At 61.6% G+C, this 15,503-nt stretch carries 10 protein-coding genes; 5 read left to right on the plus strand and 5 right to left on the minus strand.

Annotated elements, in window-relative coordinates; genetic code table 11:
- Nucleotides 1-103 precede the first annotated feature (103 nt).
- Nucleotides 104-1,267, minus strand: a complete 1,164-nt coding sequence (locus tag A9995_RS09685; RefSeq protein WP_067612628.1) for a site-specific integrase — start codon at nucleotides 1,265-1,267, stop codon at nucleotides 104-106.
- A 608-nt stretch (nucleotides 1,268-1,875) separates the two neighbouring features.
- Between A9995_RS09685 and A9995_RS09690 the strand changes: the two genes are divergently transcribed.
- Nucleotides 1,876-3,690 carry a M1 family metallopeptidase gene (locus tag A9995_RS09690; RefSeq protein ID WP_233998155.1) on the plus strand — a complete coding sequence of 605 codons (1,815 nt, stop codon included), beginning with the start codon at nucleotides 1,876-1,878 and terminating at the stop codon, nucleotides 3,688-3,690.
- 334 nt (nucleotides 3,691-4,024) lie between these two features.
- Here A9995_RS09690 and A9995_RS09695 read toward each other — a convergent pair whose 3' ends face one another.
- Nucleotides 4,025-4,477, minus strand: a complete 453-nt coding sequence (locus tag A9995_RS09695; RefSeq protein ID WP_233998156.1) for a hypothetical protein — start codon at nucleotides 4,475-4,477, stop codon at nucleotides 4,025-4,027.
- 46 nt (nucleotides 4,478-4,523) lie between these two features.
- Here A9995_RS09695 and A9995_RS09700 point away from each other — a divergent pair, with 46 nt between their 5' ends.
- Nucleotides 4,524-5,198, plus strand: a complete 675-nt coding sequence (locus A9995_RS09700) for an alpha/beta hydrolase (protein ID WP_067612633.1) — start codon at nucleotides 4,524-4,526, stop codon at nucleotides 5,196-5,198.
- 463 nt (nucleotides 5,199-5,661) lie between these two features.
- Nucleotides 5,662-6,981: an Hsp70 family protein gene (locus tag A9995_RS09705; protein WP_067612165.1), complete on the plus strand. Its 1,320-nt coding sequence runs from the start codon at nucleotides 5,662-5,664 to the stop codon at nucleotides 6,979-6,981.
- A gap of 484 nt (nucleotides 6,982-7,465) precedes the next feature.
- On the opposite strand, the gene A9995_RS09710 is transcribed toward A9995_RS09705, so the two are convergent.
- Entirely contained in the window at nucleotides 7,466-8,392 is a 927-nt protein-coding gene (locus tag A9995_RS09710; protein WP_067612636.1) for a DMT family transporter, read from the minus strand.
- Nucleotides 8,393-8,627: 235 nt separating this feature from the next.
- On the opposite strand from A9995_RS09710, the gene A9995_RS09715 reads away from it, so the two are divergent.
- Together A9995_RS09715 and A9995_RS09720 are read left to right on the plus strand one after the other, a co-directional pair.
- Nucleotides 8,628-11,126 (plus strand): TonB-dependent receptor domain-containing protein, encoded by a 2,499-nt coding sequence (locus A9995_RS09715; RefSeq protein ID WP_067612168.1) that lies wholly within the window; start codon nucleotides 8,628-8,630, stop codon nucleotides 11,124-11,126.
- Between the two features lie 92 nt (nucleotides 11,127-11,218).
- Complete coding sequence (locus A9995_RS09720) at nucleotides 11,219-13,084, plus strand: methyl-accepting chemotaxis protein (RefSeq protein ID WP_233998157.1); 1,866 nt, start codon at nucleotides 11,219-11,221, stop codon at nucleotides 13,082-13,084.
- A gap of 28 nt (nucleotides 13,085-13,112) precedes the next feature.
- Here A9995_RS09720 and A9995_RS09725 read toward each other — a convergent pair whose 3' ends face one another.
- A complete protein-coding gene (locus A9995_RS09725; protein WP_067612174.1) occupies nucleotides 13,113-14,393 on the minus strand; it encodes an MFS transporter in 1,281 nt (426 codons plus the stop codon).
- A gap of 240 nt (nucleotides 14,394-14,633) precedes the next feature.
- Entirely contained in the window at nucleotides 14,634-15,458 is an 825-nt protein-coding gene (locus tag A9995_RS09730) for a flagellin (RefSeq protein WP_067612177.1), read from the minus strand.
- Nucleotides 15,459-15,503: the final 45 nt, after the last annotated feature.

Below are 15,503 nucleotides of genomic sequence, written 5' to 3' on the forward strand. Positions count from 1 at the left end.
TCTAAGGGGCTTTTTGACGTTCGACGGTGACGTTAGGTTTTAGGCGTAAATAACTCGACAGCGAATGGCCGATATTGGGGCACAAAGCGGCCGGACCATTGGCTCAGCTCGAGCCGCGAAGCTGAAGATCAATCAGCGCCGATATGTCGTTGGCCGCTTGCAGGACCGGCTGGTTGGCCAGGTGAGCATAACGGGCTGTAGTTTGAACTTGTGTATGTCCCAGAAGCTTTCCGATCATCGGCAAGCTTTGTCCGTTGCTCACTGCGACAGATGCGAAAGTATGGCGCAGATCGTGGATGCGGGCGTTCTTGAGGCCGGCTCGTCCCCGCAAGCGCTGCCAAAACGGCTGTAGATCGGTAAGATGCGCGCCTTCATTCCGGCCGACAATAACAAAAGGATTTTCGGGGATCTGCTCGCATGCTCGCAGTACACTCGCTGCGGCAGATCCAAGATGGACCACCTTCGCGCCAGTCTTGCTATCCGGCAGACGCAGTACGTTCGCTTCGAGATCGACGTGCTCCCAGCGCAGCGACATGATCTCGCCTAAGCGACAGCCGGTGAAGAGAAGCAGCCGGATTGCTGCGATCGCTGAGGGGAGTTCGATGCGCTCCTCTTCCATCTCGCCAAGCACCCGACCGACGGCTTGCAGCTCACTTGCCGAAAAGTAGCGCTCCCGTTTTTTCTCGGGATACTTCCTGATGTGCTTGCGAGGGTTGGTGCCGTCGGGCCTAAGGCTCCAGAGCTCGGCGAGGTTGAACATCTTGGAGATGATCTCGAGATTGCGGTTGGCCTGGTAGGGCCTGTGCCGCCAATCATGATGATATTTGGAAATGTCTGCCCGCGTCACATCGATGATGCGTAGGTGCCCGATCGCCGGCAGAATAAAAAGGTTCAGATTGCGCCGATACTCCTTCGCCGTACTAGCTTTGAGGTGGACCGCGATATGCTCTTCGTCGAAGCGTTGGGCGAGTTCCTTTACGAGCAAAGCGTCTCTGCGGCCGCGCTTTTCAGAAATCGGATCGATGTCGTTGCGAAGCTTCACAATCGCTTCGAGAGCCAGTCCCCGTGCTTGATCCGGCGTAATGGCTCCGAACCGCCCGAGGCTCATCCGTCGCGAGATCCGCCCGTAGCGGTATTGCACGACGAACTGCTTGCGGCCGGTGGGAAACACCCTGATACCGAACCCGGATAGATCACCATCCCAGACAAAATAGTCTTTATCGGTTGGCTCAAGCGCCTCGATCTGACGCTTTGTGAGCTTGGCCATTTTACCCCTCCTGTTACCAGCGGCGATTTCGAGGTCCGATCCGTAAGCAAATAGGAAGCAGGCGGGAGCGAACTGCAGCGAAACCGTGCGTAGCCACACAGCGAGCATTGGCCTCAAAAGTCAATCTAAGCTGCTGAAATAAAGGGCTTAAGCGTGAAAAAAGGTAGTGCAGGGTAGGGCCGGCCCAGAGCCCTCATAACCTGAAGGTCGTTGGTTCAAATCCAACCCCCGTAACCATTCATCGAAAATCATGATCCAATCGCCTCGCTGCTTCAGCGGGGTTTTTTGCGTTTCAGGCAGCAAGCCCATGCGAGAGCATGGCCGGGCGCTAGCGATGAACGCCCGGGCTGGGCGGTGCAAAGGGCCAATGTGGTTGGGGCCTAAGGGCCCCCGAGGGGCTGCAGTTGATCTCGCGAGAGCTCCCAGAAAGCTTCGATGATGAAATCCCGGAACTCCAATGACAAGCCTGCTCACTCGCGCTTAAGGTGGGTGTATCTAACAAGCTTGCTGTTCAATTACCGGAGATTTCGATGCGCCTTCTGGCTCTTACGGCCATGTGCCTCACAGCTGCTGCCTGCACCACGACCGGACCGGATAAGGCGGATCGTATGATCTCGCCGATTCTCGCCACGGTGGAGGCGCGCGACGATTATACCTTCGCCAGACCGCAGATCGCGCGCGTCACGCATTTGGATCTCGATCTCGAGCTGGACTTCAGGGCACAGACGGTGGGGGGCACAGCGACGTTGGACATCGCCGCCGCGCCCGGCGCCGAAGAGATCGTTCTCGATTCCAACGGCCTGCAGATCAACGAGATCATGGCAGCGGACGGCGCCCGGCTCGCCTACACGATCGGCGAGACCGTCGAGGGCAAGGGCGAGCCGATCACCGTGCAGATCGGCGATGCGCGGCGGATCACCATCGATTACACCTCCGCGCCTCAAGCCGATGCGCTGCAATGGCTTGCGCCGGAGCAAACGGCGGGCGGCGAACACCCCTTCGTCTTCAGCCAAGGGCAGGCGATCAACAACCGCACCTGGATTCCCACTCAGGACAGCCCCGGGATCCGGCAGACCTGGGAAGCGCGGATCACGGCGCCGGCGCCACTGGACGTGGTGATGTCGGGCATCCTGCAAGGAGAGACGAGCGATGTGGGCGGAGGCCGGCGTGCCTTCACTTTCGAGATGGACAAGGCCGTGGCGCCCTATCTCATCGCCATCGCCGCTGGCGATATCGACTTCCGCACCCTCGGCCCGCGCTCGGGCGTATGGGCGGAGCGCGCGACGCTCGACCGCGCCGCCGCCGAGCTGGTTGATACCGAAGCCATGATCGATGCCGCCGAGGAGCTGTACGGCGAATATCGCTGGGGCCGTTACGACATGATCGTCTTGCCGCCCGCCTTCCCATACGGAGGGATGGAAAACCCGGTGATGACCTTTCTCACCCCGACATTCATCGCCGGAGACCGCTCCTTGACTGGGCTCGTGGCGCACGAGCTGGCGCATAGCTGGTCGGGCAATCTGGTCACCTATGCCAGCTGGCGCGATGGCTGGCTGAACGAAGGCGTGACCTCCTACCTCGAAAACCGCATTTCCGAGGTGGTATTCGGCGAAACCCGCGCCGCGCAGGAGCGGGCGCTAAGCTATGCCGGGGTGATGGAAGCGGTGGAAGAGCTGGGCACCCAAGCGCCTGAAACCACGCTACGGACCCCGGACACCCTCGATCCGCTGAACTACAATTCCTCCATCACCTACGATAAGGGCGCGCTGTTCCTGCATACGGTGGAGAGCATCGTCGGACGCGAGCGGTTCGATCCGTGGCTACGCAGCTGGTTCGACCGGCATGCTTTCGAGCCTGCCACTTCGGCCATGTTCCTGGCCGATATGCGCGCCAACCTCATCGGGGACGACCGGGCGCTGGAACAGCGGCTGATGCTCGACCAGTGGGTTTACGGAACCGGCATTCCCGCCAATGTCACGCGGCCCGATCCACAGGCCTTCGCCACAGTCGATGCGGCGGCGCGCGCCTATGCGCAGGATCGTACCCTCGATGCGCAGGCATGGCAGGGCTGGAGCGCAGCCGAGCAGATGCGGTTCCTGCGCAGCCTGCCCGAAGCGCTTTCGGCCGAGGAGCTGGCGCAGCTGGACCGAACTCTTAGCCTGTCGACCACCGGCAACAACGAAATCAAGTTCCTGTGGCTGGAGGCGGCGTTGCGCAATCGCTACGATCCCGCGGTCGCTCAGGCGGAGACTTTCCTCTCCACCGTGGGACGCAACAAGTTCGTCGAGCCTTTGTTCAGGGCGCTCGTGGATGAGGCCGAATGGGGCCTTCCGATCGCGCGCCGCATCTATGACCGCACCCGGCCCTCCTATCATTCCTACACCCGCGGCAAGGTCGATCAGGTCCTGCGTGAGCAGGGCTGAGAGAAGCGGGGTCGGGTTTTTCGAAACGGGTGGCTGAAGCTAGATTCAGGCTAAGGTCCGGCAAGAATGGTCTGCATTTGGAAAGGGACTTCCTCATTCCGAGGGCACCTTCAAGCGAACGTAAATAAATTCGCGAGCGACTTTCGCGATCGGTTGACCCGTCAGCCGCCGATAGAATGGGGCTTCAGCTGCAGCTTTGGTTTCGTGCCAGAGGGTTCCCATTTGGGTCCAGTGACCGTGCGCCTACAAGTGACAGGGCACCACCTGGTCACCGCTTGGGTCTGGCGTTCGAACCGCCTTTCTCGCGCTGAAGGTCGTGCCGACAGTGAGCGGATTACTTCGCGGCAGCTTGCTTGCCCGCAAGCTTGGCTATCTTTCTGGGAGGGATCGTGCGGATGGTCGCCGCGTACTCGGCCACTAACACGAAAAGCCAAAACTCAATCCCTGCCCACTCCCCGGTCGTGACGCCCCTCATCAGATCCAACCCAAGCAGGAGCACTGCCAACAAGCGGAAGAACATAAAGCTGACCGTGGGGCGATCAGCACGGCTCGAAGCGGTCACCATCATAACCAGGCTGAACCCACCCCAGATGACCTGACCGACAAGCGTTTCGGCCCGGTACAGCCCGTCCAATGCAGCGATGAACCAAAACAGGCGCGCAACGGCGAACTGGCTTTGGCGAGTAAGTTGGCACAGCTTAATAATCGGTGGGACGAACAGCGTCTTACCAATCCAGTGATCGACCTTTGCAAATGACATCGTGGTACCATAGCGGGCGAGACGCATTAGCTCCACGTCCGTTTGGCGTGCAGATACGGCGATGGAGACCCCTATGTCCAAGATTGTGAATGGTGCCAGCCTGCAGCCCCGATCGGGAGGAGCACCCAAGCGAATCGTACTCCTTTTGCACGGCTATGGCTCCAGCGGCGCGGACATGATTTCACTGGCCCCGCACTGGCAGGAAGAGCTCCCAGACACCCTGTTTCTCGCACCTCACGCGCCACAGCGCTGCGGAATGACGGCAGAAGGCTATCAATGGTGGGGCTTATCAGGCTTTGCGCCGCAAGCACTCGCCGCCGGGGCTGCTTCGGCTGCACCAGCGATCAATGCGTTCATCGACCGCAAGCTGGAGCAGTACGGATTGACTGAAGCAGACCTGGCTCTGGTAGGCTTCAGCCAGGGCACCATGATGGCGCTCCACGTTGGGTTGCGGCGCGCTCGCCCGGTGGCAGCAATGGTCGGCTATTCAGGAATGCTGACCAGCACCGCCGAGTTGGCACGTTCGGAATTCTCAAAGCCACCCGTGATGTTGGCTCACGGCACCGCCGATTCTGTCGTCCCTGTTGCTGCGTTGCATGAGGCCGAAAGCCAACTCAAACGCCTGGGGGTCAAGGTGAAGACACATGTTTCCCACGGACTGGGGCATAGCGTCGATCCGGTTGGCCTCAGGCTTGGTCGGGATTTCGTGGCTGAAGCGTTTAAGGAAGGGCCCCGCGTTCGACCGTAAACCGTCCGTCTTCGGGGAAGAGCGAATAGGAGGTGCAAGCCGATTTCTGCGGTTGAGTCCCAATCGAGATTCATTGTGAGGAAGAGGATTTGCGCGAGTTCCTCAACCTTCTGCACCCAAGGCCTGAGAACCAGGCAGCCGTTGGCGTTGCAATCGACGCGGGAATTGGTGCTGACCTCGTCGTCAATCTACTTGGTTGCGCGGCTTTCTCGCGCTGCGCACCGGGGGTTCAGCAATCGGCAAACCGCCCCGCTTTGGGGCCTTCGAGTGACGATACCCAGTAGCCAGCGACTCCGCTCCAGGGCATAATATCTCTTCATCAACCCACTGGAATAGAGCGAGACAACTGCGGCAGCCGCTTGGCGGCCCGATGCATACCCTCGCCACACCAGCGGCAGGGAGCGGGCGTACACCGCCTCGCTGTGCCGGCCGGCAGCTTGCGGCTGAGAAAGGAACATCGAACATGACGAACAGCACGCCCGCCGGAAATGGTGTCGGAATCGATTTCGGCACAACCAATTCGGTCATCGCGCGCGCTTCGGCCGGGGGGCAAGCGAGCCTGGTCGAGTTCGCCACGCCCAAAGGTGCCGACGCAGTGTTTCGCTCCGCGCTCTGTTTTTGGCAGGATGAGGCGGTGCCTGGCGCATTGGGCCATGAGGCAGGACCCTGGGCTATCGCGGAGTTTCTCGATTTTCCGGAAGGCAGCCGCTTTCTGCAATCCTTCAAATCGATGGCCGCGAATTCATTGTTTGAAGGCGCCAGCCTGTTCGGCAAGCGACTGCGCTTCGAGGAGCTGGGGCAGATCTTCTTGGAGCACCTTCTGGCCCATGCAGGACCCGCCCTGGACGACTTGCCCGATACAATCGTGATTGGACGGCCCGTGCGCTACGTCGGGGCTCGCCCGGATCCGGCACTGGCACGGGCACGCTATGATGCGATGTTTGCCATGCTCGGCCGCCCGATCAACTACGTCTATGAGCCACTGGGCGCGGCCTATGGCTTTGCTTCGCGCCTTACCGAACCCGCTACCTTGCTGGTCGCGGATTTCGGGGGCGGCACCAGCGACTTCTCGATCGTGCGTGTCGAAGCCCCCGGCTTGGCGAAGCGTTGCGTCCCACTCGCTTCGGCGGGCATCGGAATCGCGGGAGACAGGTTTGATTCCCGGATAATGAATCACATGGTGCTGCCCCTGCTTGGCAAGGGCAGCACCTATCGTTCGTTCGACAAATTGCTGACGATACCGGCCGGTCACTATGCGGACTTTGGGGACTGGTCGCGTCTCGCGCTGATGCGCAACCGGCGGACCCTGGCCGACCTGTCGCGCCTTGAGCGGAGCGCCACCGACCCGGCGATGATCCGGCGTATGATCGCGGTGATCGAAAACGAGCTGGGCTACTCGCTATATCAGGCCGTCGGACAGTTGAAACGCGCCCTTTCGGCTGAAACCAATGCTGAGCTTTGCTTCCACGGTCCCGGCCTCACCATCCAGGCGGAGACAAGCCGCGAAGAATTTGAACGCTGGATCGAGCCCGATCTGCGGAGCATCGACCAAACGGTCGACGTGGCGCTGGCCAGGGCCGGAATGTTGGCTCAAGAGGTCGATCATGTGTTCTTGACCGGCGGCTCGTCGTTGGTCCCTGCCGTACGCAAGTTGTTCGAACAGCGCTTCGGCGAGGGCCGGCTTGCGCAGGGGAATGAACTCACCTCAATCGCTCAGGGCCTTGCCATGCTGGCCGTGGATCCGGACCTGCCAAGCTGGCTGGCGACCGAGGAGCAGGGTTAAGCATGCCGCGAAACTCACGTGAGGCAGCGAAAAACATCGACATCGGCGGGCGCTCACCATTGAATTGGGTAGAGGCCAGAATGGCAGCTTTCCGCTCATTGCCGATCCGGAACTGACCGGTCGGCTTACGGTCCAGCTCCTGTCAGTCAGCTTCGCGGCCTATTCTCGGTCATTCCGGTGTTCGCCCGCGATCTTTAAAGGCGGTCGCCCTTTCAAACTGATAACGCTATCCACTTTGAAGCCCAATCTGGGTCTTTCGTGATCTATGGAAAACTATCTGGATGCGGACTGTCCAATCTTCCTCCTACTCGCCACAGCCGATTAGGTCGTTCAGGTCGCTTGCCACCTGAGAAGTTTGGGGCGCGCTCCATGACAGCCGAAGTTCGATACAACTGGATTGTCGGCGCTCCTGACCCTTGGTTTGGGTTCGTTATCAGTAAGATAAGCGGATGAGGCAAAACCTGCAAACCTTGTTCGTTTTGCCTCAGGAAAACGGTGTCGCAGTGATAACCCGTTCCCTCTGCAAAACGCGTTCGCGCCATGCTGTGAAAAGCCCGCTTCCGCTGATGATTATTGCGCCTGCAAGAGTGTTCACGGTGGGCAAGGTCGAAAGCAGCGCCCAGCCCAGAACGACAGCGCCTACGATTTGCAAATAGTCGAAAGGGGCCAGCACCGACACGGGCGCCGACTGGAGCGAGGCGGTCATGGTGATCTGCATAAACCCCCCGGCCACTCCAGCGGCCGCCAGCAGCGCCATCGTCTCGCCATCGTGAACGCTACCGAAGAGGGGCAGGAGCGCCAGCCCCACCAGACCCGAACCGGCGAAAAACCAGAACACGATCGTGGCAACATGCTCGGTCTCCCGCATCTGGCGCAGCGCGACGGTGACCCCGGCAGTACCGAGGGCGGCGAACAGGCCGACGATCACTCCTGCCAGCGGCAGCGCTCCGCCGCCCCCTCCCGGACGCATGATGATAACGACACCGAACAGACCGCATGCCACCGCCAGCCAACGACGCCGACCGACGCGCTCACGAAGAAGGAGCCAGGCCAGCAGGGTCGCGAAGATCGGCATGGTGAAGCCGATTGTCGCAGCCTCGGCCAGCGGCAGCATCACCAGCGCTTGCAGGCTGCAAAGGATCGCCAGAATTCCCAGCGCGGTCCGTCCGAGATGCGCGAGCGGGCGTTGCGTCGAAAGGACCCCAACGCCGCCGGTCGCGAAAACCCATATGAGCACCACCGGCAGGCCGAACAATGCCCGATAGAACATCATTTCCGGCGCGACCACGCCCTGCTCCCCCGCCAGCTTGAGCAAGGCGGCCATGGTCGAGAAAGAACCCGCAGAAGCGATCCGAAGCCCGATCCCGCGCGCCACATTCTCCTGCCTGGCTGACGAAAGTTCGACGGTCATTGTCGGGTCGCTTTGCTGGATCGGCCCGAGGTCGTGCAAGCCGTGACGTATCCGGAAAGGGAAATCAGGCGAGCAACAAAAGGGTCAGGAAAGGCGGATCTAGAAGCGCGGGATTGCAGAAGGGTAAACAAGATCTTTCGCACCGCCGAGGGGAACTTAAATTTCCCGCCTCCGACCGACCCCCGGCATATCATCCTATAACTTCCCTACTAATCCAACATCTTCAGGGAAGACAATGAAAACCACCTATCTCCTTCTGGCGGCAGCGCCGCTCGCGCTGTTCGCATCCGATGCATTCGCTCAGGCAGCACCGACCACGGCCGATTCCGCCGAGGAGCAGGAGGCGCCGCGCGAAGTATTCTCGACCGGTGTCGCGAAAGGCCGCGACGTCCTCGATGCCGCAATTTCGACCAGCGCGCTGAGTGCCGAGGAAGTCGAGGAGCTGGGAGCCAATTCGGTCGCCGAGATCGTCCGCAATATTCCGGGCGTTCGCGTCGAAGCCTCGGGCGGCGTGGCCAACAACAGCTACACGATCCGCGGCCTTCCGCTGGCATCGACGGGCTCGAAATATCTCCAGTTCCAGGAAGACGGACTGCCCGTACTCGAATTCGGCGACCTTTCGTTTCTAGGCGCCGACGTGTTCATCCGCAACGACCTGAATCTGGCAGCGGTCGAAGCAATCCGCGGCGGTTCGTCTTCGACCTTCGCGTCGAATTCGCCCGGTGGCGTGATCAACTTCATTTCAAAGACCGGTGACGTCGAAGGCGGCGCGATCCAGGCATCGGTCGGCGTCGACCACGAGAATTATCGCCTCGACTTCGACTATGGCGGCCGTATCAGCCCGACGCTGCGCTTCCATGTCGGCGGCTTCTACCGCGAAGGCGAAGGTCCGCGGGCAACCGGCTTCACGGCTTTGCAGGGTGGCCAGATCAAAGCGAATGTCACCAAGGAGTTCGCCGGCGGCTATGTGCGCCTCCACGCCAAATATCTCGACGATCGCGTTCCCACTTACCTGCAGGCACCGGTCCGCGTCACCGGGACGAACGAAAACCCCAGCTACGAGGCGCTACCGAACTTCGACCTGCGCAGCGATACGCTGCTGTCGCCCAATGCCGCGAATTTCGTCTCGCTCGACGGCGACAACAATCTCGCACGCTACGACATGCGCAACGGCGTCCATCCGGTCGTCAAGTCGATCGGCCTGGAATCGAAGTTCGACATCGGCGAATGGACGGTCACCGAACGCTTCCGCTATGCCGACATTTCGGGCGAGTTGTTCCAGAATTTCCCGCTCACCATCGCGCCCGCCGCACTGCTGGCCCGCTCGCTTGGCGGCCCGGGTGCACAGCTCAGCTATGCCACCGGCCCCAATGCAGGCCAGGCGATCGCCGACCCCACGGCTCTGAACGGCAACGGTCTGCTGGCGATCTCACTGTTCGAGAATTTTCGCCTGCATAGCGTCGACAACATGACCAACGATCTGCGCGCCAGCCGTGTCTGGGACCTTGGTCGCGGCAAGCTGACTTTCACCGCAGGTTTTTATAAATCGCGTCAGGAGGTCCAGACCGACTGGTTGTTCAATTCGGTCATCACCGACGTACGCGGCGGTGGCGAACTTGCGCTCATCGACGTGACCACAGCGACGGGTATTCCGCAGACGCAAGAAGGCGTGTTCGCCTATAGCGCCGCAATCGTGACCGACGCCTATCGTCGCAAATACGATGTCGCCTTCAACACCAATGCGCCCTACGGCTCGCTGAACTACCATATCGGCAAGGTCGCGATCGGTGCCAGCGTGCGCTTCAACAGCGGCAGCGCCGAAGGCTCGGTGTTCGGATCCGAACTGGGCAACGGCCGGTCGGGCATCAAGCCGACCGACATCAATGGCGACGGCGTTATCTCGCCCGCCGAGAGCCGTACCGGGGTGGTCCCGCTGACGACGCCGGCGCCGGTCGACTTCGACTATGATTACATCAGCTATTCGGGCGGTATCAATTATCGCATCTCCGAGCCGTTGGCGGTGTTCGCCCGCTACAGCCGCGGTGGCCGCGCCGCTGCAGACCGCATTCTGTTCAGCCCGGCGGTTGACCCGGTCAGCGGTGGCCTGACGGATCCGTCGGACGCCTTTGACATCGTCAAGCAGGCCGAAGGCGGAGTGAAATATCGCCAGGCGAATTTGACGCTCAACCTCACAGGCTTCTGGGCCAAGACCGACGAGCGCAATCTGCAGATCAATTCGCGGCCCGACGGGACCACGCAGGTCGAGCAGATCTTCCGCACCTATCGCGCCTATGGCGTCGAGGCCGAGGGTGCCTATCAGCGCGGTGTCTTCAGCGTGACGGCGGGTGCCACCTATACGAATGCGACGATCGTGGACGATGTGTTCAACCCGGCAGTGATCGGCAACACGCCGAGGCATCAGCCCGACCTCATCTTCCAGGTGACGCCGCAGGTGGAAACCGAGCGGTTCACGATCGGCGCCAATTTCGTCGGCACCACCGAGAGCTTCGCACAGGACTCCAACCAGCTTCGCCTGCCCGGCTACACGCTGGTGAACGGCTTTGCTCAGCTTCGCCTGAACGACAAGGTGCAATTGGCGCTGGTCGGGAACAATCTGTTCGACAAGCTCGCGCTTACCGACGTCACGCAGGGGGCAATCCCGGCAAGCGGCCTCGTCACCGCGCGCGCGCTGAACGGTCGGACGGTGACCGCATCGGTTCGCCTTTCCTTCTAATGGTCTGGTGCCGGGGCGCATTGCGCGCTCCGGCACCGGCACAAACAGTCCACACGACAAGACCGACCGAGAGGCGAACAGTGCTGAAATCCATGAAAATTCCGCGAAAACTGGGGCTATCCTTCCTCGCGATCTGCGCGACCGCGGCGATCGTTATGCTGGTGTTCTTCGTCAATATTTCGTCGATCCGCAGCGCAACCGATGCCAACAATCTGAGCCAATCGATCTACGCCAAGGCGCTCGCGCTGGAGACCGCGCTGCTGCGCCAGAACAGCCAGATGCGCGGCTTCATCGTCACCGGCGACGAAGCCTACCTCAAATCCTATTACGAGGGGCGCGACGACTACGACCGAACCACCATCGAACTCGAAGAGATACTGACCAATCCTACGATGGAAGCAGCCCTCCTGACGTCGCGTGAAGAAACGCTCAAATGGCGCGAGGACTGGAGCGATCGTCTGATTGCAATGGTGCAGGCAGGCCAGCGCGAGGAAGCTGCCGCCGAGGCGCGAAACGCCGGCAAGGCGGTGCTGACCAGCGCGGCAGTACTTCCCCTGCGCGACATCAAGGACGCCGAGACAGCGCAAATCGAACAGAACAGTGAAAGCCAGGAAGCGGCAATCGCATCTGCCCTCGTGGTGCTGATCTTTGGTGGCATCGCGCTGATCGGGATCGCCATCACCCTCGCGATCATCTTGACGCGATTGATTGCCCGCCCGGTGACCGAATTGACCCGGACGATGGCCGATCTTGCTGCGGGCAAGAACGAGGTCGCTGTTCCCGATACCGACCGTGGGGACGAATTGGGTGACATGGCGCTCGCGGTTCTCGTGTTCCGAGACGCATCGGTCGCCAAGCAGGCCACCGATGCAGCCAATGCCCGCGCCGAGGCGGAGCAGAAGATGGTTGTCGAGACCATTTCCGAACGTCTCTCGGAGCTCGCCGGGGGCAATCTCACGGCCAGGATCGAGCAGGATTTTCCCGAGAGCTACACCGCCGTCAAGACCAACTTCAACGCCGCCGTGGCCGCCCTGCGCGACCTGATCGGCTCGGTGATGGAAACGACCTCGAGCATCCGCACCGGATCGGACGAGATCGCCCAGGCCTCGGAAGATCTGGCGCGCCGGACCGAAGCAAATGCCGCCAGTCTCGAGCAGACCGCTGCCGCCGTCACCCAGATGGACGAACGCCTCAAGGCCACGGCTGCAGCGGCTTCGAGCACGGTCCAGCGCGCCGACGAGGCAATCGGCACCGTGACCCAAGGCCGCACCACTGCCGACCAGGCGGTCGAAGCCATGAGCCGCGTAGGGGAAAGTGCCAAAGGCATCGACAGCGTCATCGAAGGCCTGGACAAGATCGCCTTCCAGACGCGGGTCCTCGCAATGAACGCCGCCGTGGAAGCGGGGCGCGCGGGCGAGGCGGGGCGCGGTTTCGCCGTGGTCGCCGACCTCGTCAGCGCTTTGGCCATGCGCTCCGAAGAGGAAGCCGCTCGCGCCCGCGACCAGCTCACCGCGACGCAGAGCGATGTAACTGCCGCCGTAGAAATGGTTCAGAAGGTCGATGGTGCGCTCGAGGACATCGCCGGCGATGTCGCGGAGGTGCATGAGTTGCTCGCTCGCATCGCACAGGACAATCAGGCGCAGTCGACGGCAATCACCGAAATCAGCACAGCGATCGGCAGCATGGATCAAGCGACCCAGCAGAATGCGGCGATGGTGGAGGAAACCTCCGCCGCGGCGCGCAATCTCAATACCGAGGTCGAGTCTCTCGCCGAAAAGGCCGGCCACTTCCAGCTCGAGAATGGAGCGGCGAAGCGTCCCGCAAGAATTGCGGAGCAGCCGGTGAAACGGTCGAACGGCTATGTCTCGCCCGTGAAGCCGTTGCCGATTGCCGCGATGGCGAAAGCCAATGGCAATGGCGCGCTGCACGCGCAAGCGGCAGACTGGAAAGACTTCTAGCCCACGTTTCTGCTCGGTGCCTTCCTCTCTATTCCGCTTCGCGCGGGATCGAGAGGTAGGCCGCCAGCGCGACCACCAAGCCACCCGCTGCCAAGGTCAGCGCCAGATCGTACGACAGTGTGGCATCGTAAAGCATTCCGAAGCCGACCACGCCCAGAGCCGTGCCGAGAAGCGAGATCGTCAGCAGCATTCCGAACATCAGGCCGAATTCGTCGCGGTCGAAATGGCGACCGACGAAATAGCCTATCGCATCCAGTTCGAGGCCCTGCATCAATCCGACGCAGACGATTCCCATGATCACCATCCATCCCGGCGCGCCGGAATAGAACATCAGGCATCCGGCGGCGGCCGCCATGGTTACGACGGCCGCCACATAGCGGGCGTCGGTGCGATCGAACAACCATCCGATCCCGATCCGCGCGATGAGCACGACTACGGAATACATCGCGATCAGCGGAGCGGTTCGCTCGATCCCGTTGTGCCGCAGGAGCGGTTCGAGCTGGGTCAGGATTCCCGAGGTCGGGATATTGGTTACGAAGACTGCCAAGGCGAGCGCGATGAAACTGCGACTGCGCAGCGAGGCCCAGATCTTCGAACGGCTCGCAGGGGCGGATCGCTCGATAGCGGCGAGCGAACCGAGCGCGCCCGTGCCGCTTTCTTCATGTAGCTCGGCTTCGGAAACCTCATTTTCGGCTACCCTGTCCTTCAGGCCAACCAGAATGACAGGTGCCCCCAGAAAGGCGGCAAGCGCAGCGAGAGTGAGCAACCCGCCCTCGGGGCCATATTGCCAGATCATATGCGCAATCAGCGGGGTAAACAGCAGCGCGCCGATCGAGGCGCCCGCCGCCATGATCCCCAGCGCCTGCCCGCGGGCGCGCTCGAACCAGCCGGTTACTGCGCGGGAAAATGTCATTCCCGTCGCGCCGGGTGCGACGATCCCGAACAGGGCGGAGAGCAGGACGAAATGGATATAGGGGCCCGGCATTTGCGACATGACGGCGAAAACCGCGGCGATCATCACGAAGCTGATCGCTGCGATGATCCGGGCGCCAAAGCGATCGGTCAGCCGACCGATCAGCGGCGCGGTGAGCGAACCGAGCAGGCCGAGTGCGGCGCCCATGGCGATATCGCCGCGGCTCCAGCCGTATTGTTCGGAGAGCGGAATGACGAACAGGCTCGAGGTGTAGAAATAGAGGCCCGCCCCGGTGGCCATCCCCACATGCGCGCTCGCCACCACCGAGCCGCCGCGCTGCCATTCCTGGAGAGCGGTGGGTCTTGCAGCGAACAGGGACGTTGGCTGCCGGTTCATTGCCCGGCAGGCTCGATTGTCAAAGGCAAGCCTGTCGCTCCCGCTCCGTCAGCCAATTGCCGAGCCGGGCTCGACTGCACTCTTGTGCTTCATTTTCAGGCTAAACCGGCAACCTTGGTTGGGCAAGGCGAAGGGCAGGGGCGGCGCAAACAATGGATGGGGGTCTCCGAACATCAAAAGGAAAGGCCCGCCGCCCCAGGGGGACGACGGACCTCGCCGCGTTCGATTGCTGTCTCGGGATTAACGAAGCAGCGAAAGGACGTTCTGCTGGCTCTGGTTGGCCTGTGCGAGCATGGCGCCCGAAGCCTGGCTGAGGATCTGCGCCTTGGCGAGAGCGGTCGTTTCGGCCGAATAATCGGTGTCTTCGATCCGCGAACGCGCGTCGGTCAGGTTCGTGATGTTGTTGTTGAGGTTGTTCACCGCAGAATCCAGCTGGTTCTGCGACGCACCGAGCCCGGCACGCGTGCTCGAGATAGTGGAGATGGCATCGTCGAATGTCGCAAGATCCGCACCAGCGGCAGCAAGCGCCGTCACGTCGACAGCAGCGGCAGCCACGATCGTGGCTTCTGCGGTCAGATTCACCGACAGGTCGAGCGTCACGGTGTCAGCCGCATTGGCGCCCGCCTGGATGCTGACTGCGCCGGCCGAGCCGTCGAACAGCTTCTGCCCGTTGAATTCGCTGTTCGTCAGCACGCTGGAGATTTGCGTGTTGAGAGCGGTCATTTCGGAGGCGATGTTGGTCAGGTCGTCGGCCGAGTAGGTGCCGTTGGAGGCCTGGACGGTCAGCTCGCGCTGACGCTGCAGCATGTTGGTTACTTCGTTGAGCGCGCCTTCGGCGGTCTGCGCCATCGAGATGCCGTCGTTGGCGTTGCGAATGCCCTGGCTCATGCCCTTGACCTGCGAGGTCATCGAGGTGGCGATGGCGAGGCCGGCCGCGTCGTCCTTGGCGGAGTTGAGGCGCTTGCCGGTCGACAGGCGTTCCATGGCGGTTGCAAGCGCCTTGCCGGCGGTGTTCGAAGCGTTGGAGGCCTTCAGTGCCCCGATGTTGGTATTGATGACATTCATGACAATTATCCCTCTTGGTCTACGATCACTGCCCCTGGTCAGGAT

Source organism: Erythrobacter sp. QSSC1-22B, assembly GCF_001678665.1.
Lineage (GTDB): Bacteria > Pseudomonadota > Alphaproteobacteria > Sphingomonadales > Sphingomonadaceae > Qipengyuania.